The organism is Caballeronia mineralivorans PML1(12), assembly GCF_001028175.1.
Taxonomy (GTDB): domain Bacteria; phylum Pseudomonadota; class Gammaproteobacteria; order Burkholderiales; family Burkholderiaceae; genus Caballeronia; species Caballeronia mineralivorans.
The window spans coordinates 19,389-42,577 of sequence record NZ_AEJF01000228.1; the positions used below are offsets into that span (position 1 = coordinate 19,389).

The window sequence follows — 23,189 nt, forward strand, 5'->3', positions numbered from 1 at the left end:
CAGTCCAGCCGCAACGACGGAGAAGTTACGTGAAGCCATTCGATGAGATGCTGACATCCGGTGACGGCGTTCGCACGCCGTATAACCTGCTCAAGCAATGGCTGGATACGCAGAATCCGGTGAATCTCGCGCAGAAGGCGCGCGACGCGGAAAGCGTTTTCCGCAAGACGGGCATTACGTTCGCCGTGTATGGCGAAGAAGAGGCGGCCGAGCGCCTGATCCCGTTCGACATCATTCCCCGGATCATTTCGGGTAACGAATGGACCCGGCTGTCGCAAGGCATTGAGCAGCGTGTCATTGCGATCAATGCCTTTCTGCACGACATCTATCATCGTCAGGAGATCGTGCGTGCCGGGATCATCCCCAAGGAGCTGATCGCCCATAACGAGGCCTTCTTGCCGGAGATGATCGGCTTTCGTCCGCCGGGGAATGTCTACACGCATATCATTGGCGTGGACATCGTGCGCACGGCCGAAAATCAGTTCTACGTGCTGGAAGACAACGCCCGCACGCCGTCCGGTGTCTCCTACATGCTGGAGAACCGCGAGACGATGATGCAGCTTTTCCCCGAGCTGTTTCAACAGGTCAAGGTGCGTCCGGTCGAGACCTATCCGCAATTACTGCGGCAATCGCTGGCCGCCGTGTGCCCGCCGGGCGGCAACGAAGCCAGTCCGACCATCGCCGTGCTGACGCCGGGCATCCACAATTCTGCGTACTACGAACATTCGTTTCTCGCCGATCAGATGGGCGTTCATCTGGTCGAGGGCAGTGACCTCCAGGTGATGGACGGCCGCGTGGTCATGCGCATGACGGAAGGCTTTCGCGCCATCGACGTGCTCTATCGCCGCCTGGATGACGCTTTCCTCGATCCGATGACCTTCCGGCCCGACTCGGTGCTGGGCGTAGCCGGCATCATGGATGTCTACCGTGCCGGGAATATCACGATTGCCAATGCACCCGGCACCGGGATTGCCGACGACAAGGCGATCTATTCGTACATGCCGGAGATTGTCGAGTTCTACACAGGCCGCAAGTCGATCCTGGAGAACGTGCCGACCTGGCGCTGCGCCGAGCCGGACAGCCTGAAATACGTGCTGGACCATCTTGAGGAACTCGTGGTGAAGGAAGTCCACGGGTCGGGCGGCTACGGCATGCTGGTCGGGCCTGCGGCGTCGAAGAAGGAGCGGGAGGAGTTCGCCGCCAAGCTCAAGGCGCGGCCGGGCAACTACATCGCTCAACCGACGCTGGCGCTCTCGACCACGCCGATATTGACCGAAAAGGGCCTCGCGCCGCGCCACGTCGATCTGCGTCCTTTCGTGCTCGTGTCGGACCGCATTCGCATCACCCCCGGCGGATTGACGCGAGTCGCATTGAAGGAGGGCTCGCTCGTTGTCAATTCGAGCCAGGGCGGCGGTACCAAGGACACCTGGGTGCTCGCGGACTGAGCTTGGGCTTTTTACGCCGTTCATGGCGCGGACGCGAGGGAACCTGGCAGCGGCCCCGGTCCGGCGCAAATCACGAACGCGGCACTAAACAAAACTGGAGTTGGACAGGACATGCTTCTCGGACGTACTGCAAGCGGTCTCTACTGGATGCACCGCTACATCGAGCGCGCGGAAAACATGGCACGGATTGTCGATGCCGGGTTGCGCATGGCGCTGACCCGAACCTCCGACGCACCAGCGGAATGGTCGTCCGTCGTGGTGACATCGGGTACCGAAGACGGCTTTCGCAAGAAGCATGACGTCTATTCCGCGAGCACAGTGTCGGACTATCTGCTGCGCGATGGCGACAATCCGTCGAGCGTGCTGTCATGCATCGAAGCAGCGCGTTCGAACGCCCGCATGGTGCGCACGGCGCTTACCCGCGAGGCCTGGGAGAGTGTCAACGAAGCGTGGATGGTGATAAAGCGGGCGCTGGCGAGCCCGGTTCCAGCCAGCGAGCTGCCTGTGGTTCTCGACCAGATCAAGCGGGAAACCGCGCTCATTCGCGGCACGTTCCACGGCACGATGCTCAGGAACGAGATTTTCGACTTTGCCCGCATTGGGACTTTCATTGAACGCGCCGACAACACGGCACGCATTCTCGACGTCAAGTATCACTTGCTGCTGCCGTCGGTGTCCTATGTCGGCACGTCACTCGACAATTACCAGTGGGAGTCGATCCTGCGTTCCGTGGCCGCGCATCGCTCGTACCGGTGGGTGTACGACGTTCAGTACAAGCCTGTGAATATTGCAGATTATCTGATGCTTAATGGGCGGATGCCGCGCTCGCTGCATTTCTGCTATCTCAACATTGTCGAGAACCTGGGTTATCTCGCTGAAGACTACGGCATCCGTCACGCGTGCCACGACACCGCCGATAACACGCTAGCCACGCTTAAAGGCAACACGATCAAGCAAATCTTCGCGGACGGCCTGCACGAATTCCTCACCCGGTTTATCGGCCAGAACAACCGTCTCGGCTTCGATATCGCCGAAACCTACAACTTCGATTGAGTCCGGCCATGCGTCTCGCGATCCGTCACATCTCCCGGTATCACTACGACCAGCCCGTGCCTTACGCGTTGCAGCGGCTGCGGCTTCGTCCCCAGACATGCCCGGGGCAGAGAGTCATCGACTGGCAGGTTACGGTCGACGGTATCGCGCCGTCAGTTTCCTATTCCGACGGGTTGGGCAATCGTGTCGATCTCGTCCGTCATGAGCGCAATACGCAGCAGATCGTCATCGTGGCGGAAGGGACGGTCGAAACCGAGGACACGGCCGGGATATTCGGCACGGTCAACGGCGTCGCGCCGCCCTGGATTTTTGAGCGGGTTACGACTCTGACCCACGCCGGAGAATGTATTGGCGCGCTCGCGGCGCCGCTTCGTTCGGAAGGTAAGCCACTGGACTCACTGCATGAGCTGATGAGTGCGATTAACAGCAGGATTGCTTACAAACCCGGCACGACCGAGGTCGGCACGGACGCAGAGACGGCCTTGCGCAACGGACAGGGCGTGTGTCAGGACCATGCGCATGTCTTTATCGCGGCGGCGCGTCTGATGAAAATCCCCGCACGCTATGTGTCGGGCTATCTGCTGATGGACGGCATGCCCGCGCAGACCGCGAGCCATGCATGGGCCGAAGCGTATCTCGACGGGCTCGGCTGGGTGGGGTTCGACGCAGCCAACAATACGTGCCCGGATGAGCACTATGTGCGGATCGCGACGGGCCTCGACTATCGAGACGCCATGCCCGTTTCCGGCGTGCGCACGGGGCAGGGTGCGGAGACGCTGATTGTCGAGATCGATGTCGCGCGTTCGCAAGGCTCGCAAGGCTCGCAGGGTTCGCAGGTTCAGGGCTGACGGTCTGGCATGTCGCCACGAACGCCTGGATGAGTACGTTGTGTTTCCTTAACCATGAGCATGAGGTAACGGCATGTCAATTTCCAACAGTGCAGCGAGCGATGTGAACAATACGCCGGCAACGACAACCCCGGATTTTGGCGCCGGATCGACGCCGGAATCCGGCAAGGTACGAGCACGTCTCAAACAGGCCCGGAAGAAGGCGGCCGATGTGCAAGTCGTCGTGATTGAACGGGGACGGAAATCAGCGAGTCTCGCGAACGACTATGTGCATGAGCGTCCATGGTCGACCGCCGGCGTAGCCCTGGGTGTGGGAGTGCTGATTGGGTGGCTGGCCGGGCGGAAATAGCGCTGTCCTGTTCGCGAGGGGGACGGGTGGGCATGGCTTTGCCTGTGCCTGTGCCTTGTTCAGCCCTGTCCGTCTCCCGCTTTCCAGGCAATCGATCATCTCTCACCTGCATCGGTGCATGAATGCGTGACGGCGCAATTTCTATGCAATGTGCGCAGCGAAGCCGCGTTCATCGGGCGCAATATCAGGCCGCAGGGTGAGTTCCGGGATCTCGTACGCACCGGCGTTCTGTGGGCGAAATGATATCGGCGCAGTCTTCCAAAGCGCATCAAGACGTTGTCCGAGCGAGTCACAAATCTTTGAATACCTTGCTTCGTCAATTCGGCCTGTCCGATAGATCATGAACGGTGGCAGGACGTCGAAGCCGGGGTAATACAGAATTCCGTGCTGGATGGGGAACAACAGATCATCTATTGGGCCATTGATACCCCGTGGGCCGTAATGAGGCTCCCATCCGCCCGCAGTGACAATCAGCATTGCTCGCTTTCCTGCCATCGTGCCTTCCCCATAGCGGTCCCCCCAGCGAGCGTCGGAGTGTTCCCCTACGCCATAGGCGAAGCCGTACGCATAGACGCGCTCCACCCAGCCTTTCAGGATCGCCGGCATCGAAAACCACCAGAGGGGAAACTGCAGGATCACAGCATCCGCCCACACCAGCTTGTCCTGTTCGAGCGCGATGTCTTTGGTTTGCAGACCATTCTCGAACGCATGCTTGGAATCAAGGGATGGATCGAAGGGCATATTGGACTGCCTGTGCGTGCTGTCGCACGTGTCGAGCGACGCTTTCCACTTCATTGCATACAAGTCGGATACCTGGACGACGTGTCCCGCATCTTCAAGGCGTTTGACCGAAAAGTCCTTAAGCGAGCCGTTCAGTGACCGGGGTTCGGGGTGGGCGTAGACGAGAAGAACATTCATGGCTGGGCCTCCGTTGCTAGAAGAGGGCAGAATAGGGCTTGATCAGATATATTGGAAATGAATATCCAATATCGCAGGTATTGCCATGACTAATTTAAGAAGGCTGGACCTGAACCTGCTGGTCACACTTGATGTCCTGCTTTCAGAACACAATGTGACCCGCGCGGCGGAACGCCTGAACTTCTCGCAACCATCGGTAAGCGTTCATCTTGCCAAACTGCGGGATGTCTTTGGAGACCCGCTGTTGCTACCGGGGCCACGAGGAATGCGGCCCACCGCGAGAGCCGAAGAGTTGCGCGAACCTTTGCGTCAGGCACTTGACGCACTTGAGCGCGCGGTGTCGCCCGCGCGCTCTTTTGATCCAGCCGAGGCGAGTCATACGTGGCGCGTTGCCGCTGCCGACTATGGCGAATCGACGGTCCTGCTGCCCGCTTTGGCCGGTTTGCGCTCGGCGGCGCCGGGTACCCGCCTGGCAGTCCTGCAACTTGTTCCGCCACGCATCGCCAAGCAGGCGGAACAGGGGGAGATCGATCTTGCCCTCCATACGAGCGAGGACGCTCCTTCTGGATTGCATCGGCGGCCGCTCTTTACCGAGCGGTATGTTCTGGCAGGCCGCGCCGGCCATCCGCGCTTGAAGCGCCGGCCGACGCTTACGCAATTCTGCCAACTCGATCACGTGGTCGTGTCGCAGGATGGCGGGGGATTTCGCGCCATCACGGACGAAGTGCTCTCGCAGGCGGGTCTCGCGCGCCGGGTGGTGCTCTCCGTTCCGCACTTCCTGTTCATGATGTCGGTCCTGGCGAGCACCGACCTAGTGGCGATGTTGCCTTCGCGCCTGGTTCGCGACACCAGCGTGCTGAGGGTAGTGGAGCCACCTGTCGATATACCCGGCTACGAGATGGCCATGCTCTGGCATGAGCGCTCCCATCGCGATCCCGCGCATCAATGGCTGCGTGAGCACATCGCAAATTCGGTGTGATTCCACCCGGGAAAGATTCGGTAAGGCCTTGAGAAGGTCGCCTCCTTTTCGAGGGGTTCCTTCGCTTAAAAACTAGGATCATCGCTTTAACGAATTCCGCTGGCAGGCACACGCCCAGGGGAGGCTTCCCAAGTTGTCTCACGAAGACATCGGCTAGCCGCTCTTGCGATCAGCATTGGAAACTTGAGCGATGAAACGTGATCCTTTGCGAGTCGTCAAACGCGCTTCCGAAAGTCTTCGTGCAACCGTCCGTTCGCGGTTGGAGTCTCAAAAAGCCCGGCCCGGGAAGACCGTGGCGGAAAAGCAGCATGTTCGACAAACGCAATTTTAACGATGGATCGACGGGGGTAGGTATGACAAGGTCAGGTAAATTGAAAACGAAATTGTTCAACGTGAAGCGTGCGGCCGGGACCGTTACGCTGACGTTACTGGTATTGGGCGGCGGCTTGTTATCCGGGTCCGCACACGCAGCGAGTTTCCACTGTGGCAAGAAAGTCTCAAGCTCAGAGAAGCTTGTTTGCACGGACCCGGAATTGTCATCTCTCGACGACAAGCTGGCGATATCCTTCAAACGTGCGAAAGACGTGACTCCTGACGCAGAGGCCTTTGAGGACGACCATGTCAAGCAGTGGCAATGGCGTCAGCACAACTGCAAAGACAAGACTTGCGTGGTCAACTGGTACAACCGCCGTATCAGTGAACTCGATGCGGACTTCAATCAAGGGACGCAAAACCAGATTGTTGTCCTCAAGGCCAATCTGGCAGAGCAAAAGATCACGGATACGGCTCAAGCAGCCGTGTTGAGAATGAAAGGCGATGCAGTTCCCGGATCTTTGCAATAACCTGCAGACGTTGCTTGTTTAGCGGGGTTTTGTTTGACTGTCGGCTGGCTTGGGCACTCCTGAGCCAGCCGACGGAGATTGCCGGTTTTCTTCCATTTCCGCTTTCCGTGAGTTCACGAAAGGCCGGATATTCACATGTCGCGCTCGGGCCGCGTCATCATCGCGAAGTCCCACGCTCGCGGGGGCCCCGCGCCTCGGTCTACTCCTCGTCCTCGATGCTGGAAAAATACCGCGTCGGCGCAGCACCGAGCGCGCTGCGGAACATCGCGGTGAATGAACTTGGATGTTCGTAGCCGACCCGGGCAGCCACCGCCGACACCGACTCGCCATCAGCGAGCCTCGATACGGCATCCAGCAGGCGTGCCTGCTTGCGCCACGCGGCGAACGGCAAGCCCGTCTCCCTGACGAACACCCGCGCGAGCGTACGCGCGCTCGCACCTACCTTCTGGCCCCATTGCTCAATAGTCGCACCGTTCGATAAATCCGCCATCAGCGCCTGGGCGACCCGCAGGGCGCGCGCGTCGCGGGGCAGGGGGAGGAACATCGACGTGAGCCGGGTTTCGGCGATTTCGTCGCAAATCAGGCTGGCGACGCGCTCTTCGCGCCGGCTCGCGGGGTACGGACGCGAAAACCGCGCAGCCACATTGGTGAGTTCGCGCAGCAGCGGCGAGACCTGCACCACGGCGCAGTCGCTTTGCAGCAACGCGCCGATCGCCGCCGGATCGACGTCGATGCTGCGCTTGTCCAGGTCGTCGCGGGCGTGGATCCGGTGCTCCGCGCCGGCAGGAATCCAGACGGCGCATTTGGGCGGCACGATCCAGTTGCCCTGCGGCGTAAAAACGGTCATTACGCCTGAATCGGTGTACGTAAGCCGCGCACGCCTGTGGCTGTGCGCCGCGTGGGAATAGCCGCGCGGCAAGACGCTGGCGAGCGCGACGACAGGCGGCAGCGCGCCGGGAAGTTCGAGCGGATCCGAGGGGCCGAGCAACATGGCAGGTTCGCGATAGTGGTTGTCCGGGTTCCGGTGACGGCGCCCGGGCGATGCTTCGTAGAATGTCGTGAGATTACCGCAAGGCGCATGAAGCCGTCTTGCATCGGACAAAAAGGACCCGTATGAAGATCATCGATATCCGCGAAATCACCCAGCCGATCAAGTCGGACATCCGCAACGCCTACATCGACTTTTCGAAGATGACGCTGAGCCTCGTCGCCGTCGTGACGGACGTCATCCGCGATGGCAAGCCCGTGATCGGCTACGGCTTCAACTCGAACGGCCGCTACGGTCAGGGCACCCTGATGCGCGAACGTTTCATCCCGCGCGTGCTGGAAGCGGACCCGGCTACGCTGATTGATGAAACTGGCGAGAACCTCGACCCGCACAAGATCTGGGCGACGATGTTCATGAACGAGAAGCCGGGCGGTCACGGCGAGCGCTCGGTAGCGATGGGCACCATCGATATGGCCGTGTGGGACGCAGTGGCGAAGATCGCGGGCAAGCCGCTCTTTCAACTGCTCGCCGAGCGTTACGGCAACGGCCAACCCGAGCGCCGTGTGTTTGTTTATGCGGCGGGTGGTTATTACTATCCCGGCAAGAATCTGGACGCACTCAAGTCGGAAATGCTGAGCTACACGGGGCGCGGTTATTCGGTGGTGAAGATGAAGATCGGCGGCGAGTCGCTTGCCGATGACCAGCGGCGCATTGAAGCTGTGCTCGGCGTGCTCGAAAAAGGCCAGCGCCTGGCGGTCGATGCCAACGGCCGCTTCGATGTGGCGACGGCTGTCGCCTATGCGAAGGCGCTGTCGCAATACGACCTGTTCTGGTACGAGGAAGCCGGCGACCCGCTCGACTACGCGCTCCAGGCCGAACTCGCGAACCACTACGCCGGCAGCATGGCCACCGGAGAAAACCTGTTCTCGATGCAGGACGCCCGCAACCTGATTCGCTACGGCGGCATGCGCGCGGACCGGGACTGGCTGCAGTTCGACTGCGCGCTCGCCTATGGCCTCGTGGAATACCTGCGCACGCTCGACATGCTCCGAGAGAACGGCTGGTCGCCGAGCCGCTGTGTCCCGCACGGTGGCCACCAGATGTCGCTGAACATTGCAGCGGGCCTGGGTCTGGGTGGCAACGAATCCTATCCGGACCTGTTCCAGCCCTACGGCGGTTTCCCTGACGGCGTGAAAGTGGACAACGGCTACATCACGATGCCGGACCTGCCGGGCATCGGCTTCGAGGGCAAGGCGGACCTGTACGCCGAGATGAAAAAGCTCGCCTCGTAAGTCAGTCGCCATTCGACGAAGCGCGGCTGGATAACAACTAACGTTCGGATTGGCGCACGAGCACGCTGCACCGTAAAACGTTCGCTCGCGCCAGGCTGGAGGAGACCTCATGGCTAGTCAAAATACACGCGGTGCACACGGTAACGCGAAGACGCCGCTATTGCGCCGGCTGTATGTACAGGTGCTGATCGGGATCGCGCTGGGCATCTTGCTCGGCCACTTCTGGCCGACCGCCGGCGCCGACATGAAGCCGCTCGGCGACGGGTTCATCAAGCTGATCAAGATGCTGCTTGCGCCGATCATCTTCGGCACGATCGTGGTCGGCATCGCGCGCATGGGCGCTATCCACGAGGTGGGCAGGGTCGGTGCGAAAGCCTTGCTGTATTTCGAGGTGATGTCGACGCTGGCGCTCGTGATCGGCCTGGTCGTGGTCGATATCGTGAAGCCGGGAGCAGGCATGAATGTCGACCCCGCCGCACTCGATGCGCATGCGGTAGCGTCGTACACAACGGCCGCGCATACCCAGGCGCAGGGTGTGACCGGTTTCCTGATGAACATCATTCCATCGACGATCATCGGTTCGTTCGCCGACGGCAATGTTCTCCAGATCATCCTGTTCGCGGTGCTGTTCGGCCTGGCGCTGGGACGCATCGGCGAGCCGGCCGCACGGCTGGTCGATATCATCGACAACTTCCTGCAAGGCATGTTCGGCATCGTGCGCATGGTCATGGCGCTGGCGCCGATCGGCGCATTCGGCGCGATCGCCTTCACGATCGGCAAGTACGGACTGGGTTCGCTCGCGTCATACGGACGGTTGATGCTGTGCGTGTACCTGACCTCAATACTCTTCGTTTTCGGTGCGCTCGGGGTCGTGGCGCGGGTCTGCCGCGTCTCGCTGTGGAGTTACCTGCGTTATATCCGCGAGGAGATCCTGGTGACCTTCGGCACTGCCTCGACAGAATCCGTGCTGCCGCAGATGCTGATCAAGCTCGAACAAGCGGGCTGCCCGCGGCCGATTGTCGGACTGGTGCTCCCCGCGGGTTACACGTTCAACGCCGACGGCACCTCGATTTACCTGACGATGGCCGCCATCTTCGTGGCCCAGGCGATGAACATCCACCTGACGTTCTACGAGCAGTTGCAGATCCTCGCGGTGCTGATGCTGACATCCAAGGGTTCGGCGGGCGTAGCGGGCGCGGGTTTCGTCACGCTGGCGGCGACGCTCGCGAGCATGGGCAAGATCCCGGTGTCGGGCCTGGTCCTGCTGCTCGGCGTGGATCGCCTGCTGAACGAGGCGCGTGCCATCACGAACCTGATCGGCAACGGTCTGGCGACAATTGCCGTTGCCCGTTGGGAAAACGTATTCGACGATGTCAAATGGCGCGCGGCGTCCGGAGACCAGACGCGCGCGGCAGGATCGTCCGCGACCGTAAAGTTGGCTGACGTATCTGCCGATAACCAATCTTGACCCACTGAAAAAAGACGTGACATTCATGCGTTTCAAGCTAACGATCAAGTTGCGTTTACTGGCCACGCTGGCGTTACTCGGCGTCTTGCTCGTCTCCACGGGGATACTCGGAATTGCAGGCATGCGCGCCTCGAACGGCGCCGTCAAACAGGCTTATCTGAACGATGTGGCAGCCGCCACTGCGCTCGGCCGCTCCAACCTGAACCTCACGGTCGTGCGCACGACGCTCGACCGCGTGCTTCTGCATCCCGAGGCGCCTGACACGGGCGCGCTCGTAGACAAGGCATTAAGCTATCTGGCGGTATCGAACACGGCGTGGACGGCCTACCAGGCACTGCCGGCCTCCGATGCCGAAGCGGTGCTGTCGAAAGCGGTGTCGGATGCCCGTGCCGCGCTGCTGCATGACGCGATCGAACCGATGATAGAGGCCATCAGGAAGAGCGATCACGCAACGGCGGACAAGCTTGCGATGGTCGACGTTCCGCCGCTATCTGCCGCGCTCACGCAGAAATCCGCGGCGCTGGACAAGTTCCGTAACGAGCAGGGCGCCACGCGTTACCAGTTGGCGCAGGATCGTTACGACACGCTGCAGACGTTCACCCTGATTGCTATCGCCGTGGGACTGCTTGCGTGCGTCATCAGCGGGTTCAACCTGCTGCGCTCGATTTCGCGCCCGCTGAATCTCACACTGCGTCATCTCGAACGGATCGCCCGGGGTGACATGACGGAGAAACTGAACCTCGACGCCGGCGATGAAATGGGGCAACTGGCCGCGAGCGTAGGCACGATGCAGGACGGCATCGCCACGATGATCGGGCAGATCGCGCGAGGCACGGAGTCGATCGCAGCGGCCACGCACCAGATCTCGGCCGGTAATACCGACCTCTCGCAACGCACCGAGGAACAAGCGGCATCGGTAGAAGAGACCGCCGCGAGCATGGAACAGCTGACGAGCGCGGTCACGCAGAACGCGGAGCACGCACGGCAAGGCAGGGCGCTGGCGGAGTCCACGAACGTCGCTGCGACCCGGGGAGCCGACGTGGTCGACAAGGTGGTTACGACCATGGGGCAGATCGACGAAAGCGCCAGGAAGATGGGCGAAATCATCGGCGTGATCGAAGGGATCGCATTCCAGACCAATATCCTGGCGCTCAATGCCGCGGTGGAAGCGGCGCGAGCGGGCGACAAGGGCCGTGGGTTCGCGGTGGTTGCTGCGGAGGTTCGCACGCTGGCCCAGCGTTCCGCGGTTGCGTCGAAGGAGATCAAGGAGTTGATCGACATTTCCGCAGCGCGCGTGGCGGACGGCTCGCTGCTCGTCAATGAGGCGGGCGTGACTATCGGCGAAGTTCGTGCGGCGGTGCGCCGCGTGACCGTCATCATGGGCGAGATCGCGACGGCGTCCGCGGAACAGAGCGACGGCATCGAGGAAGTCAATCGGGCGGTGTCGCAAATGGACGAGATGTCGCAGCAAAATGCCGCGCTGGTCGAGCAGGCTGCCGCTGCGGCAGCGTCGCTCGATGAACAGACGGTCTTGCTCAAGGCCGCAGCCGGGCGCTTTCAATTGCGGCGGCTTGCATAGCGAGGCGGTCTTTTCGTTCGCACTCGGTTGGGGGGCTGGTTTTTTGGGGGTAACGGTCGGGGTTGATGCTGGGTTGCTGCTTCGCGTAGTGGTCCGCTTGAGTCGGATTTTCTCATTATCACTATTAGCCACTGTGCGTGGCGGCACACGTCATTTTTGTCCAAAGCCCCCCATGACGGCCTGACGTGTGCTGGTTGCCTCATTTCGTGGTGGGTTGGCTACGTGGACTGCGTGCCTATTTTCGTGGGCGGTTGTACGCGGATAGCGCGGGATGAACCTGTGGCAGGTTCAGTCACTGGTGGCGAAGCGTGTGGGTATCTGTGTTCGGAGAGGTCGGGCTTCAAACATTCTTGAGTCTGGCGAGCACCGTGCTATCAGGTGCCAGAAACTTCTAGCCTGCACGCTAGGGACACTAACTTGCCGATTGTTTGAAAGCGCTTTCTTTGCTTCTATTTCTTTTTCGCCGTCGGAAAAAGAAATGACGTGCCGCCACGCACAGTGGCTAATAGTGATAAAAAATACAGCTAACTCACGCAGACCACTAACACCGAAAGCAGCAACCCGGCATCACCCCTCGACCACCCGCCCCAAAAACCCCCGCCCAACCCCGAGTGCGAACGAAAAACCACCCGGGCGCTTTCATCATCAAAGCGTCATCAAACGTTCAAGCCGTTAGGCAACTATCTGCTCACTGACACACCGTGTCAGTGACGCGTCCGTCCGCCCCCTTCACCCGGCCGCAAAGAACCGCGCAGCTGCTCCACGAGCAGCCAAGAGCAGTCGCGGCCATGGCACGGATGCCACCCCGGCACCCAGGAGATACGCATGTCTGCAAAATGTATTGCTCTCTCGAACAACGACGTCATTCTTGTTGCATGGACCTTCGAGCACAAGCTTGTTGGCTGCGTCGGCTTCGACGTACGGCGCGTCGACGCGTCAGAAGCGCAGACGGGCAGCAGCGCCCCGCAAGGGGTGTCGCTGCCCGCCATGGCCGGTTTTCCCAGCAACCCCGATTCGGGACACGCCGGGCAGACGACGGCACAGGGCCCGATCCAGAAGTTTTTCTGGAAGGACCTTTATGTCAGCGACGCCCACGCACAGGGCGTCTACGTCTACCAGATCATTCCGCTGCAAGGCAGATTCAGCAAAGATGCACCTCCGAAGTTAGCGCCGCTCGAAGGTGCCCCCATCCTCTATTCGAACCCCGTCGGCCTGACGGCGGAACATGGGCCGCACGAAGACCCCGGAGCCGTGAAGTGCTATTTCAACCGGGGCATCCTCGCGACGCAGGCGCTTGCCCGGCAACTCCCGAAGAGCAAGAGCGATCTGCCGGATTCCGGGGTGCTGCTCAAACGCATTGCGGACCCCACGGATCCGTTGCGCAAGTCACTGGCAGGCGACCTTCTAACGGTCCTGCCGTCGCTGCTGGCGGAGGCGAAAGCTCACGGTGGAAGCTGTTACGCCGCGTTGTATGAACTTGCCGATAAACAACTTGAAGCGTCTCTCGTCGGCAACAAGCAATTGCATCTGATCCTGTCGAATACCGTCGACAGCACGACCCACGACGACGATAAGGAAAACGCCCCGGCGCGTGAAGCGCTGCATCATTCGGGCGTCGACGTGACGGACCGGATGCTTCCCGACGGCAGTCATATCGGGCACAACAAGTTCATGCTTTACGTCGATGCACGCGGCAAGCCGGACATCGTACTGACGGGCTCGACCAACTGGACACCGACCGGTCTTTGCGCGCAGACGAACAACAGCATCGTGCTGCGCTCCCCGTCGCTGGCGAGTGCGTATTCGACGTACTGGGACGCGTTGAAGAAAGACACGCTGGACGCGGGCACGGACCCCCATGCGTTGCAAAGCAAAGCGTTCCGCACGGCAAATGCGTCCCCGGTTGCCGTGGAGATTCCAGGCGCCAAGAAAGCCACGCTCTGGTTTTCGCCCAACACGCTCCAGAAGAACAAGGCGAAGGGTGTTACGCCGCCCGACATGGCAGACGTGTATGCCCGCATCGAGGGGGCGAAATCAGCGGTGCTTTTTCTCGCATTCGATCCGGGGCAGCCCAGCATTGTCGATGCCGCTGCCTCGGCGCAGGAGAAGAACGGAAAGCTCTTCATTCGCGGCGCGCTCACCAACGCGGACCGTGCGGGAAATTTTGTCATCGACCTGCACAACAACAATTCGACGCCAGCAGACCCGGCACAGGTGATTCCCACCGAGGGTGTCAATGACGCGTTCGGCGTCTGGCAAAAGGAGCTGGCCAAGGTCGGCCACGCCGTCATCCACGACAAGATAGTCGTCATCGACCCGTTCGATCCTGACCGATGCACCGTGGTGGTCGGCAGCCACAACTTGGGCAACAAGGCATCGTCGACCAACGATGAAAACTTCATCATCATCGAAGGCAACGTCAGCCTGGCATGCGCGTACGCAGTCCACGTGATCGATGTGTACGACCACTACCGGTGGCGCTATCTGCTTGCGCAGCACGGAACCCAGGATAGCTGGCAGGGCTTGCATGAAGACGACACGTGGCAGAGCGCCTACTTCTCGCCGAGCGGCGAACCGAGCAATGCTGAACTGGCGTTCTGGCTGGGAGCTTCAGCGGCTGGCAAGGGAGAGTAATGGGCACTAGAGCATCGGAAGCAGGGCGAACGCTGGTGCAACAGCGGTACTCGCCGTGGTTGAGCCAATCTGGCTCGACCACGGCCGAAGTTCATCACTTGCGTGCTTCCGGTGTTGCTTCGACCGTATGCGGAACGACGTGCCACTGTGCGCCGCTAGCGCAAGCGGATCTCAGTGGCCGCAAGTCGTTTCACCTGGCCGGTAATTGTTGAAATGGCGAGCGCGGCAAGGGCTCGCCATCGATGAACGCAGTGGCACTGCGCACAGCAAACTCGTAGGCACAATCGCGATTGGCAAACTGTCCAAGATCCCCAAGAGACGTCGCTTCGCCATCTTCCTCCAGGATGGAAACGCGCGCGAGGAACGTGTTGCCTAGTCGTGTTACGGAGGGTTGAATAGCGGCACCGTGGTGATAAAAGACCATTGCATCTCCTTTCATGAATTGCCGGATTGCAATAACTGTAGCGTTGCAATTCGTCGATGTGAAAATGTTACGTTTCCCCACTGAGCACATAACTAACACCGGGCACGCCCCGAGACAATTAGCACGTTCGTTCCATGCGCCAACGCCCTGGCGGCCGATGCAAATGGCGTCTTGGTGGTGAAGTGAGAACATGCAACTTTCGTGCGGGGAGGCTTACGAAGCTACCCCGGTCTAACGACCGTTGTGTGACGCGAGCGGCCGATCTTCGCAACACAGCATTGCGTGCCTGCACGATGGATCGGAGGGAATTCAGTGCCGTATCGGACGGTTGCGGAACGATAGGGTCCTGATGACTGTCTCTGCAGGAACGCGGTGGGCAAGGCCGTGCTTGCTTGTCGCCGAGCCGCGAAGCGCGACTGTCATCATCGCATTGGAGAATGCGGGTTCGATTGCACCGGTGACCGGACGATGCAGAGCGCAGCGTCGTCTTGCATCGCACGAACTCAGGTAATCACGCAGCTTTAAGGACGCGCCCAACCGCATGCATATTCTTCGGCCTCTCAAACCCCGGATCGTGCCAGACGATTCGCTCGCTCCATCGCGATATAACCTGCCGATGTCGAGTTCATGCGCCCGGCGGCAAGGGCGGACCTCTTGACCGGCGCTCACACACGTAACGCCGCGACGATGCTCGCCATGCTGGGGGTCGGACTCTCGATGGGCGTGCCCTTCGTACTAGGCCCCCACGGCTTGTTCACGAGCCTGCTGACTGTGCCGGTGCAAGTATTTCTGGTGCTGGCTGCGAGCGCCGCTGTGAGCGCGCTGGCGAAGACCGGCAAGCTGCACTTGTTGCAAGCGACCCTGGGGCTTCGTCTTCGTTTCCTGCGCACGTTTGCAATCACCCTCGTGACCGATTTCGCCTTCCTGGTCTCGCCCCTTGGAGCAGCCGGATACGGGGTCAATATGGCTTTGCTGCAGCGCGCCGGAGCCTCGTGGGCTATTGCCACTACCGTTGTGGGCGCCGACCAGGCACTCGACCTGACGTTCTTCGCAATAGCGGTGCCGATCGCGCTTGTGTTTTCCGTCGGCCCGCTGGCTTATCTAGCCCCGAGAGTCAGCTTGTCGACAGTCGCCGGGGGGTTGGCAGTCGTCGCGATCCTGATCGGTGTGCTATGGGCATGTCGTGGGTATGTCGCGCGTGCGTTTGACGCGGCGGGCCACCGTGTCCCATGGCTGAAAGCGCGGCGGGCCCGGTGGGACCGGTTCCGCCAGAGTGTGCGCCAGCAGTGGGTGTTGCTATTGACGGGACCGCGCGACCGGTTCGCCGCGTTATTGCTGCTTACTACGCTGCAATGGCTGCTTCGCTACAGCGCCCTGTGGTTCGTCCTGCTCGAACTGGGGTACCGGTTGCCCCTCGGTTTCGTTCTGGCGGTGCAGGCGGTGGTGCTGCATGCGGCGCTCTGGACGGGCGTGCCCGCCGGCGGAGGTGGCGGCGATCTTGCGCTTGCTGCCGCGTTCGCGGCCTGGGTTCCACGGGAGGCCATGGCGACGGCCCTGGTGCTTTGGCGCTTCGCCACGCTCTATTGCCCGCTGATCCTGGGCGCCGCCGGCTTTGTTGCCCTCGCATGGCGGCGCCGCATGATCACGTCAGCTGCCGCTCCCGACTGAGCTCCGCAGGGTAGCGCAGGGTGGCCCAAGGTGGATTACGCCGCGGTATCGCGTGGTCTCCTGATCCGCACGGAGAACGGCGCGTGTCCGGCATGATCGACTCGGAGAGCAAATAGATGACACGTCTGTGACAGGAGGGCGAGCGGGTAAGTGACTTTCAACAAGTCGGCGATCATGCGCCATTCCGCGCGGATGCCTTTCCAGTAGCCAAGTTTTTCAGTCTTGCGGGCTTGCGTGACCTTGGGCCAGTGGGTGACCGCAATCGAGAGCCGGCGCGCGATGATCAGGTGATTCATGAACACTTCGATTCCAAAGCGCGGCAAGCGATGAATTTCCTTCAACGCCTCGCTCAGCAGTTCTTTCCTGACCACGCGCTCTCCCGAAACGAAATCGAGCCCAATCGCACGAAACAGCAGCAGGCTGTTCTGCCGCAGGCTCAGGCTGACATCCGCGGCGCCGCTCAGGACAGGGGCCGCGAGCGCGGTGACGTGTTCGGCGGCGAGCCCCTTGAGGTCCGCATCGAGCAGCATGAGCAACTCGTTCTGGGCGGCGGCGATGCCAACGGCCATCGCCGCGCTCTTGCCGCGGTTCACCTCGCATTGAATCAACCTTACCGATGGAAAGCGTTTGACGACCTCGGCGGTGCCATCGGTCGAGCCGTCGTCAACCACGATGACTTCGCCCAGCAGTGGATGCGCGGACGCGACCGCGAGCACCGCGCCAATCCGCGGAGCCTCGTTGAATGCGCAAATGATGCATGAAACACGGTGACGATTGTGGCGATCGGACAATGTAGAAATGGCGGTCATGCGCAACGGCAGTTGAATGATGAATGATTCGAGGTTTTCGCAGCCATAGGACGCAATAGTCTGCAACGGAAAACGCGGTGATAGAGTAACCGCTTTGCATCGAACCCGCCAAGGAGACAGCTCGATGACCGATAAATTCATATTTCATGCAGGCGAAGCCACCGTGTTCGCCGCCCCTGGCCAGGCTACCGACGCCATGCCGGAAATCCTGATCGGCCGCGTCGACGGGCCGGTCGGCCAGGCGTTTGCAAACATGATGGCGCAGAGCAAGGGGCACACGGCCATGTTTGCCATCCGCGCCTGCAACCAGCTGGTGCGCCCGGTCACGATGCTCGTGCCGAAGGTGACGCTCAAGGACATGGCGACCATCGAATTGTTCGGCGGCGTGGTGCAATCGGCTACTGCCGATGCGGTCATCGACTGCGTGATTGAAGGGCTGATCCCGAAAGAGCTGGCAAACGACCTGTGCATCATCAGCCTGGTCTGGATCGATCCGCGCTGCGTGACGGATGCGAATCTCGACAAGAAGGATATGTACCGCACCAATTACGAAGCGACCAAGCTGGCGATCCGCCGCGCGCTGACTGGTGAACCGACTATCGACGAACTGATTGCCAATCGACACTCGATCAAGCACGACATGGACGACTGGAGCTGAGCTGAAGTAAAGGTCCCGTCACCCTCGTTGGAGCACGATGTATCGACCGCGTTGGCACGTGCTTGCCGATTCGGTCGATGCGTCGTGCCCGGCTGATTTTTTTGGCTGCCGGAGAAACGAATGGACGAAGATGTGCAGCAGTTCGAAGCCGAGTTAGCCAAGCGAGGCGAGGCGGCTGTCCGGGCAGACCTGGACCACACCAATCATTTTGGCGGAAACACCGCAAAGGCGCGAGCCTGGCTGATCAAACAGGAAGCCGGCCGGCAGGATGAAGAACGCCAGGCGATGTTTGCGTCCGTGCGTGCTTCAAGCGATGCCGCACAGGTGTCCAGGCAATCGGCGGAAGCATCGAGACGTTCCGCGTTCTGGACAATGATCGCTGCCATAGTGTCTGCGCTAGGCGTTGCGCTGAACGCCGCTAACGCGCTCGGCTGGCTGGATTGGGCCAAGCACATCTCGCATTGATCCCGCACCGGCAAGAACATGCTTGCCCGGTAAGTTTGACTCCAACGCATTGGCATCTTTGACCGACACATCGGTCGTCTAGGTGTGCGCCGTACGACAAGATTTCGTTCGCGCCAGCGCAAATGGGGCATTTATTGAGTTCATATGATGGTCCGAGCGAGACGCATACCGGGCGCGTGCCTGGTGACGGATAGCCTTCCTTTCATTGGCAAGCTGCGCGGAGCCCGACCAACATGACAACCCTTACGACCCTCTCAAGATCCTGCGCTTGTGCCGCGCTATTGCTCGCAGGCACCGTCGGCCTGAGCGAAACGGCGCTGGCTGCGCCACCCCAGCCCATCGAATTCGTCGAAGCCGTGCATAACCTTGGGTACATCGACCTCTACGTCGGGCAGCACGCGAAGATCTTCGAGAAGCACGGGCTAACGCTGCATCTGACAGCAGCGGGCGGCGACACGCAGGCCTTCGCCGCCGTGCTCGGCAAGACCGCGCAGTTCGCGGTGGGTGACCCCACGATGGTCGAGATGTCGCGGGAGCGAGGCGGTCCCGGGATGGTCGTCGGCACACTGGTGCAGCGTGCCCATTACTTCGGCGTGTCGAAGACCGTTGCCGCGCCGATCACCAATCCCAAGGGTTTCAAGGGACTGACCTTCGTGACCTCGCCCGATCCGAACACGAACTACAGCGTCACCAAGAAGCTCATGCAGGACAACGGGCTGAAGCTTGGCACCGACGCGAAGATCATCGAAGTGAATCCAGGCACGGAGATCGGTGCGATGCTCGCAGGCCGCGCCGACGTGGCCGTCGCATATCAGCCGAATGTCGCGGCAGCGATCGCGCAGGGCGCGAAGGTCGTGTTCGACTTCTCGAGCTACATGGGTCCGTTCTGCAACACCGGCGTGATGGTTCTGCCCGAGTACGCGAAGGCGCATCCCGACGTGGTCCAGGCGCTTGTCGATGCGCTCGAAGAGTCGGCGCGTCTGACCTACGCGAAGCCGGACTACGCCAAGCAGGTAGCGCGCACTGAATTTCCCGACGTGCCCGGCGACGTAGTCGACCGCGCCATCGACATGGAATTGCAATACAAGATCCCGGCGCAGACGATCCCTGTCGACCAGAAGCAGTGGGCCAACCTGATGTCGATGCAGAAGTACCTCGGCAATGTGCAGGCGTCGATTGCATTCGGCGATGTGATCGACAACCAGTACGCCGACAAGGCGGCGAAGATGGCTGCGGCCGGCGGCGGCACGGCCGTCGCCGCCAAGTGAGTGAGCAAGGCCGACATGCCTGAGAGTGAAACACCATACAGCGCAACCGGCACCCCCGGTAAATCCGGTGCGCCGCTGACTGCGCGCAACATCGGCAAGACCTACGGCGATGACGACGACGCGAGTCCGGTCATCGGCGACATTTCGTTCAGCCTGAAGGCGGGTGAGATCGTGAGTCTGGTCGGACCATCGGGGTGCGGCAAGACCACGCTGCTGAACCTGATGAGCGGACTCGTGCGGCCGACGCGCGGCGACGTGCTGTGGCACGGCAAGCCGCTCACCGATGTCCCGAAGGGCATCGGCTACATGCTGCAGAAGGACATGCTGATGTCGTGGCGCACGGCGCTTGCCAACGTCACGCTCGGTCTCGAACTGACCGGCATGCCGCGTGCCGAACGTGAGAAAAAAGCCCACGCGATGCTGTACAAGGTCGGCCTCGGACCGTTCCACGACTACTATCCGACGGCACTCTCCGGCGGCATGCGCCAGCGCGTGGCGCTGGCGCGAACGCTGGTCACCGGCCCCGATGTGATCCTGCTCGACGAACCTTTTGCCGCGCTCGATTTCCAGACCAAGGTCGTGCTCGAAAGCGACATGGCGAAGCTTGTGCGAAGCGACGGGCGTTCGGTGTTGCTCATCACGCACGATGTGGAGGAAGCCGTGTCGTTGTCGGACCGCGTGATCGTGCTGACGCATCGGCCGTCGCGCATCAAGGCGATCCACGATATCCGCCTGCAGGGCGATCGCAGCGACATGATGGCAATGCGCGACGCGCCGGGGTTCGCTGCGCTGGTACGCAAGATCTGGTCCGAGCTCGACGTGCGCATGGCTGAAACCTGACCCGGCACCTGACAAGGAAGAGAAGCATGTTCGAGGAAGCAAGCAGCGCGGCGCCGCTGGATTCGTCGTCTCGCACATTGGCGTCCGTCAAGCGGCGCCGCGCGTGGAAGCGATTGCGTGGCAGGCTCGCGGTTCTCGCGTGCCAGTTCGGTTTGCTCGCCGTGCTGCTCGGCCTATGGCAATACGCGACATCGAAGCAGGCACTCAACGCGTTTCTATTCGGTTCTCCTTCAGAGATCTGGGGCTTTCTCGTGAAGATGCAGGAGGACGGCAGCCTCGTTCACGATGCAGGCGTGACCGGCATGGAGACGCTGCTGGGGTTCCTGCTCGGCAACGTCATTGGCACGGTGCTCGGGTTGCTTCTCTGGTATTCGCGCTTCGTCTCGAAGGTCGTGCATCCGTTCGTCGTCGCGCTTGGGTCTATACCGGTGGTCGCGCTCGCGCCGCTTGTGATCATCTGGTTCGGCACCGGGCTTGCCTCGAAGCTCGCAATGTCTACGCTATCGGTCGTGGTGGTGGCGCTGGTGATCGCCTACAAGGGCGCGACCGGAGTAGACGACGACCAGATCAACCTGATGCGCACCCTTGGCGCCGCCAAGCGCCAGGTCTTTACCAAGCTCGTCATCCCCGCGTCGCTGCGCGATATCTTCGCGGGCCTGAAACTGACCGTCGGTTTTGCGCTGATCGGCGCGATCCTCGGCGAGTTCATGTCGTCGGCCGACGGGCTCGGGCATGCCATCTTCAAGGCGGGCAGTCTTTACATCATTCCCAAGGTGTTCGCCGGTGTGGTGGTGACCATCGTCCTTGCGCTTTTTCTTTCGTTTCTCGTCGGACGCCTGGAGCGTTTCCTGATGCCCTGGCACAAGTTCGACTGATCCTGCTCACTCAACGGAAACCGATGAAATCATGAACATTGCGTCCACGCATCATCAGGTCATCAGCAAGCAGCAACTGAAATACGCGCTCGCCGCGACCGACAGTTTTATCGCGGAAGTGGTGCCCGGTGAAACCTTCGAGGTGGAGACGGAGTTGAACATCGGCGGCCATCTGATCACGCATGTGCACGAGAAGCTCGATGAAACGAAGGTGACGCTGCCGTTTGTCAATCCGGCCACCGGGCCGGTGCGGCTGAAGGGGGCGAAGCCCGGAGACATGGTGGTGATCGACGTGCTTGAGGTCGGCGTGCATGGACTCGGTTATACGGCGCTCTGGCCGGGCATCGGGATCTTTCCCGACTGGGTGCGCAAGAAGGAATTCGGCATCCAGAACCGCAACGTCGTGGTGGAGAACGGCATTGTGCATTGGAGCGATACCCTGAAGCTTGAAGCCCACCCGATGGTCGGCGTGATCGGGGTGGCCCCGGTCGCCGGGGGCACGCTCACGATCGACAACGGCGTGCATGGCGGCAACCTGGACATCCAGGAGGTCACGAACGGCAACCGCATCATGTTCCCCGTTTTCCATGAAGGCGCGTACCTCTATTTCGGTGACGTGCATGCCTTGCAGGGCGATGCGGAATGCAACGGCATGGGGGCTATCGAAATTCGCGGTCATCTGACGCTGAGGGTGGACCTCGTGCCGGCGCCTAAACATATGACGTGGCCGCGCATCGAAACGCCGACTCATATCTGCACTGTTGGCTGCGCCCGTCCGCTTGACGACGCCCTGCGCATCGCCTTCGAGGAAATGATCTACTGGCTCGAGGAGGAGTACCGGATACCTGCGTCGGAAGCCTACATGTTGCTGGGACAGATAGCCGAAGCCCGCTGCACGCAGATGGTCAATCCGAAGTTCACCTACGTCTGCAAGGTGGCGAAGAAATACCTTCCGAAGCGGTGACCGTGATAAAGCAATCTTGCTTCTGAGGACAACGACCATGGATTTGCAACTTAAGGGTTTGAAGGCGATCGTTACCGGCGGCACCAAAGGCATTGGCCTCGCGATCGCAAGGACGCTTGCGAGGGAGGGCGCCGATGTCGCGATTTGCGCGCGGGATGCAGCAGCTGTCGAAGCGGCGGTGGTTGATCTGAAAGGAGTTGGCGAGGGGCGTGCGCTGGGCGCGTCAATCGACGTAGCCGATGGCGCCGCCTTGAAGGCATGGGTCGCAAGCGTCGGGACGCAGTGGGACGGCCTTGATATCGTGGTCGCGAACGTGAGTGCGCTTGCGATCGGCAACGATATCGAATCGTGGCGCAAGGAATTCGAAACAGACCTGCTCGGCACGGTGAATCTTGTCGATGCAGCGCTGCCGTTTCTGGAGTCGAGCAAGGCTGGGTCCATCGTTGCGATCTCCAGTGTCTCCGGGCGTGAAATAGACTTTGCGGCCGGACCCTACGGCACCTTTAAAGCGGCGCTTGTTCACTACGTGCAGGGCCTCGCTTATCAATTGGCGTCCCGGGGTATCCGGGCCAATACGGTGTCTCCCGGCAACGTGTACTTCGAGGGTGGCGTATGGGACTGGATCGAGCACAACAATCCGACGCTCTACGCCGAGGCACTCGCGTTGAACCCGACCGGACGCATGGCGAATCCTCAGGAGATCGCCCAACGCGGTGGCTTTCTTGGCGAGCCCTGTCGCAAGTTTTGTCAGCGGGACAAATCTCGTTGTCGATGGTGCGCTCACGCGGGGTGTACAGCTTTGAGCTGGTGGTGAGCCGACCGC

The 23,189-nt window shown here is 61.0% G+C and carries 21 protein-coding genes and 1 pseudogene; 18 read left to right on the forward strand and 4 right to left on the reverse strand.

Annotation, left to right across the window (positions count from 1 at the left end; all coding sequences use genetic code 11):
• Positions 1 to 29 precede the first annotated feature (29 nt).
• The 4 genes from EOS_RS36970 to EOS_RS49055 all read left to right on the forward strand — a co-directional run bounded on the left by EOS_RS36970 (position 30) and on the right by EOS_RS49055 (position 3,695).
• Positions 30 to 1,445, forward strand: a complete 1,416-nt coding sequence (locus EOS_RS36970) for a circularly permuted type 2 ATP-grasp protein (RefSeq protein WP_047897171.1) — start codon at positions 30 to 32, stop codon at positions 1,443 to 1,445.
• A 111-nt stretch (positions 1,446 to 1,556) separates the two neighbouring features.
• Positions 1,557 to 2,498 (forward strand): alpha-E domain-containing protein, encoded by a 942-nt coding sequence (locus EOS_RS36975; protein WP_047897172.1) that lies wholly within the window; start codon positions 1,557 to 1,559, stop codon positions 2,496 to 2,498.
• Positions 2,499 to 2,506: 8 nt separating this feature from the next.
• Positions 2,507 to 3,346: a transglutaminase family protein gene (locus EOS_RS36980; RefSeq protein ID WP_047897173.1), complete on the forward strand. Its 840-nt coding sequence runs from the start codon at positions 2,507 to 2,509 to the stop codon at positions 3,344 to 3,346.
• Positions 3,347 to 3,419: 73 nt separating this feature from the next.
• Entirely contained in the window at positions 3,420 to 3,695 is a 276-nt protein-coding gene (locus tag EOS_RS49055) for a DUF883 family protein (protein WP_047897174.1), read from the forward strand.
• A 141-nt stretch (positions 3,696 to 3,836) separates the two neighbouring features.
• Here EOS_RS49055 and EOS_RS36990 read toward each other — a convergent pair whose 3' ends face one another.
• Positions 3,837 to 4,613: an NAD(P)H-dependent oxidoreductase gene (locus tag EOS_RS36990; RefSeq protein WP_047897175.1), complete on the reverse strand. Its 777-nt coding sequence runs from the start codon at positions 4,611 to 4,613 to the stop codon at positions 3,837 to 3,839.
• An 85-nt stretch (positions 4,614 to 4,698) separates the two neighbouring features.
• Between EOS_RS36990 and EOS_RS36995 the strand changes: the two genes are divergently transcribed.
• Together EOS_RS36995 and EOS_RS43855 are read left to right on the forward strand one after the other, a co-directional pair.
• On the forward strand, positions 4,699 to 5,592 hold the full coding sequence (locus EOS_RS36995; RefSeq protein ID WP_047897176.1) for a LysR family transcriptional regulator: 894 nt from the start codon (positions 4,699 to 4,701) through the stop codon (positions 5,590 to 5,592).
• 308 nt (positions 5,593 to 5,900) lie between these two features.
• A complete protein-coding gene (locus EOS_RS43855; RefSeq protein ID WP_053064179.1) occupies positions 5,901 to 6,434 on the forward strand; it encodes a lysozyme inhibitor LprI family protein in 534 nt (177 codons plus the stop codon).
• Between the two features lie 199 nt (positions 6,435 to 6,633).
• Here EOS_RS43855 and EOS_RS37005 read toward each other — a convergent pair whose 3' ends face one another.
• Entirely contained in the window at positions 6,634 to 7,425 is a 792-nt protein-coding gene (locus EOS_RS37005; protein ID WP_047897177.1) for an AraC family transcriptional regulator, read from the reverse strand.
• A gap of 122 nt (positions 7,426 to 7,547) precedes the next feature.
• Here EOS_RS37005 and EOS_RS37010 point away from each other — a divergent pair, with 122 nt between their 5' ends.
• The 4 genes from EOS_RS37010 to EOS_RS37025 all read left to right on the forward strand — a co-directional run bounded on the left by EOS_RS37010 (position 7,548) and on the right by EOS_RS37025 (position 14,395).
• Positions 7,548 to 8,714 (forward strand): mandelate racemase/muconate lactonizing enzyme family protein, encoded by a 1,167-nt coding sequence (locus EOS_RS37010; RefSeq protein WP_047897178.1) that lies wholly within the window; start codon positions 7,548 to 7,550, stop codon positions 8,712 to 8,714.
• A gap of 109 nt (positions 8,715 to 8,823) precedes the next feature.
• The gene (locus EOS_RS37015; RefSeq protein WP_047897179.1) at positions 8,824 to 10,182 is read left to right on the forward strand and encodes a dicarboxylate/amino acid:cation symporter; all 1,359 of its coding nucleotides are present in this window, start codon (positions 8,824 to 8,826) and stop codon (positions 10,180 to 10,182) included.
• 4 nt (positions 10,183 to 10,186) lie between these two features.
• Entirely contained in the window at positions 10,187 to 11,761 is a 1,575-nt protein-coding gene (locus EOS_RS37020; protein ID WP_407639215.1) for a methyl-accepting chemotaxis protein, read from the forward strand.
• Positions 11,762 to 12,586: 825 nt separating this feature from the next.
• Entirely contained in the window at positions 12,587 to 14,395 is a 1,809-nt protein-coding gene (locus EOS_RS37025) for a phospholipase D-like domain-containing protein (protein WP_047897180.1), read from the forward strand.
• A 190-nt stretch (positions 14,396 to 14,585) separates the two neighbouring features.
• Here EOS_RS37025 and EOS_RS37030 read toward each other — a convergent pair whose 3' ends face one another.
• Positions 14,586 to 14,819, reverse strand: coding sequence for a hypothetical protein (locus EOS_RS37030; protein ID WP_047897181.1), 234 nt, complete (start codon positions 14,817 to 14,819; stop codon positions 14,586 to 14,588).
• Between the two features lie 654 nt (positions 14,820 to 15,473).
• Here EOS_RS37030 and EOS_RS37035 point away from each other — a divergent pair.
• A complete protein-coding gene (locus tag EOS_RS37035) occupies positions 15,474 to 16,487 on the forward strand; it encodes a lysylphosphatidylglycerol synthase transmembrane domain-containing protein (protein ID WP_160312569.1) in 1,014 nt (337 codons plus the stop codon).
• Between the two features lie 35 nt (positions 16,488 to 16,522).
• On the opposite strand, the gene EOS_RS37040 is transcribed toward EOS_RS37035, so the two are convergent.
• The gene (locus EOS_RS37040; protein ID WP_082163666.1) at positions 16,523 to 17,296 is read right to left on the reverse strand and encodes a glycosyltransferase family 2 protein; all 774 of its coding nucleotides are present in this window, start codon (positions 17,294 to 17,296) and stop codon (positions 16,523 to 16,525) included.
• 124 nt (positions 17,297 to 17,420) lie between these two features.
• On the opposite strand from EOS_RS37040, the gene fae reads away from it, so the two are divergent.
• The 7 genes and pseudogenes from fae to EOS_RS37075 all read left to right on the forward strand — a co-directional run bounded on the left by fae (position 17,421) and on the right by EOS_RS37075 (position 23,169).
• Complete coding sequence (gene fae / locus EOS_RS37045; protein WP_047897183.1) at positions 17,421 to 17,954, forward strand: formaldehyde-activating enzyme; 534 nt, start codon at positions 17,421 to 17,423, stop codon at positions 17,952 to 17,954.
• 120 nt (positions 17,955 to 18,074) lie between these two features.
• Positions 18,075 to 18,419, forward strand: coding sequence for a hypothetical protein (locus EOS_RS37050; RefSeq protein ID WP_047897184.1), 345 nt, complete (start codon positions 18,075 to 18,077; stop codon positions 18,417 to 18,419).
• Between the two features lie 233 nt (positions 18,420 to 18,652).
• Positions 18,653 to 19,687, forward strand: a complete 1,035-nt coding sequence (locus EOS_RS37055; RefSeq protein WP_047897185.1) for an ABC transporter substrate-binding protein — start codon at positions 18,653 to 18,655, stop codon at positions 19,685 to 19,687.
• Positions 19,688 to 19,702: 15 nt separating this feature from the next.
• A complete protein-coding gene (locus EOS_RS37060; protein ID WP_047897227.1) occupies positions 19,703 to 20,527 on the forward strand; it encodes an ABC transporter ATP-binding protein in 825 nt (274 codons plus the stop codon).
• A 26-nt stretch (positions 20,528 to 20,553) separates the two neighbouring features.
• The gene (locus EOS_RS37065) at positions 20,554 to 21,402 is read left to right on the forward strand and encodes an ABC transporter permease (RefSeq protein WP_047897186.1); all 849 of its coding nucleotides are present in this window, start codon (positions 20,554 to 20,556) and stop codon (positions 21,400 to 21,402) included.
• A gap of 31 nt (positions 21,403 to 21,433) precedes the next feature.
• The gene (locus tag EOS_RS37070) at positions 21,434 to 22,366 is read left to right on the forward strand and encodes an acetamidase/formamidase family protein (RefSeq protein ID WP_047897187.1); all 933 of its coding nucleotides are present in this window, start codon (positions 21,434 to 21,436) and stop codon (positions 22,364 to 22,366) included.
• Between the two features lie 37 nt (positions 22,367 to 22,403).
• Positions 22,404 to 23,169, forward strand: a pseudogene (locus EOS_RS37075) (SDR family NAD(P)-dependent oxidoreductase).
• Positions 23,170 to 23,189 lie beyond the last annotated feature (20 nt).

Excerpts from the sequence above, each read along its gene's own strand:
- EOS_RS36975 (WP_047897172.1), top strand. The coding sequence starts at position 1,557 with ATGCTTCTCGGACGTACTGCAAGCGGTCTCTACTGGATGCACCGCTAC.
- EOS_RS36980 (WP_047897173.1), top strand. The coding sequence starts at position 2,507 with ATGCGTCTCGCGATCCGTCACATCTCCCGGTATCACTACGACCAGCCC.
- EOS_RS49055 (WP_047897174.1), top strand. The coding sequence starts at position 3,420 with ATGTCAATTTCCAACAGTGCAGCGAGCGATGTGAACAATACGCCGGCA.
- EOS_RS36990 (WP_047897175.1), bottom strand. The coding sequence starts at position 4,613 with ATGAATGTTCTTCTCGTCTACGCCCACCCCGAACCCCGGTCACTGAAC.
- EOS_RS36995 (WP_047897176.1), top strand. The coding sequence starts at position 4,699 with ATGACTAATTTAAGAAGGCTGGACCTGAACCTGCTGGTCACACTTGAT.
- EOS_RS43855 (WP_053064179.1), top strand. The coding sequence starts at position 5,901 with ATGTTCGACAAACGCAATTTTAACGATGGATCGACGGGGGTAGGTATG.
- EOS_RS37005 (WP_047897177.1), bottom strand. The coding sequence starts at position 7,425 with ATGTTGCTCGGCCCCTCGGATCCGCTCGAACTTCCCGGCGCGCTGCCG.
- EOS_RS37010 (WP_047897178.1), top strand. The coding sequence starts at position 7,548 with ATGAAGATCATCGATATCCGCGAAATCACCCAGCCGATCAAGTCGGAC.
- EOS_RS37015 (WP_047897179.1), top strand. The coding sequence starts at position 8,824 with ATGGCTAGTCAAAATACACGCGGTGCACACGGTAACGCGAAGACGCCG.
- EOS_RS37025 (WP_047897180.1), top strand. The coding sequence starts at position 12,587 with ATGTCTGCAAAATGTATTGCTCTCTCGAACAACGACGTCATTCTTGTT.
- EOS_RS37030 (WP_047897181.1), bottom strand. The coding sequence starts at position 14,819 with ATGGTCTTTTATCACCACGGTGCCGCTATTCAACCCTCCGTAACACGA.
- EOS_RS37040 (WP_082163666.1), bottom strand. The coding sequence starts at position 17,296 with ATGACCGCCATTTCTACATTGTCCGATCGCCACAATCGTCACCGTGTT.
- fae (WP_047897183.1), top strand. The coding sequence starts at position 17,421 with ATGACCGATAAATTCATATTTCATGCAGGCGAAGCCACCGTGTTCGCC.
- EOS_RS37050 (WP_047897184.1), top strand. The coding sequence starts at position 18,075 with ATGGACGAAGATGTGCAGCAGTTCGAAGCCGAGTTAGCCAAGCGAGGC.
- EOS_RS37055 (WP_047897185.1), top strand. The coding sequence starts at position 18,653 with ATGACAACCCTTACGACCCTCTCAAGATCCTGCGCTTGTGCCGCGCTA.
- EOS_RS37060 (WP_047897227.1), top strand. The coding sequence starts at position 19,703 with ATGCCTGAGAGTGAAACACCATACAGCGCAACCGGCACCCCCGGTAAA.
- EOS_RS37065 (WP_047897186.1), top strand. The coding sequence starts at position 20,554 with ATGTTCGAGGAAGCAAGCAGCGCGGCGCCGCTGGATTCGTCGTCTCGC.
- EOS_RS37070 (WP_047897187.1), top strand. The coding sequence starts at position 21,434 with ATGAACATTGCGTCCACGCATCATCAGGTCATCAGCAAGCAGCAACTG.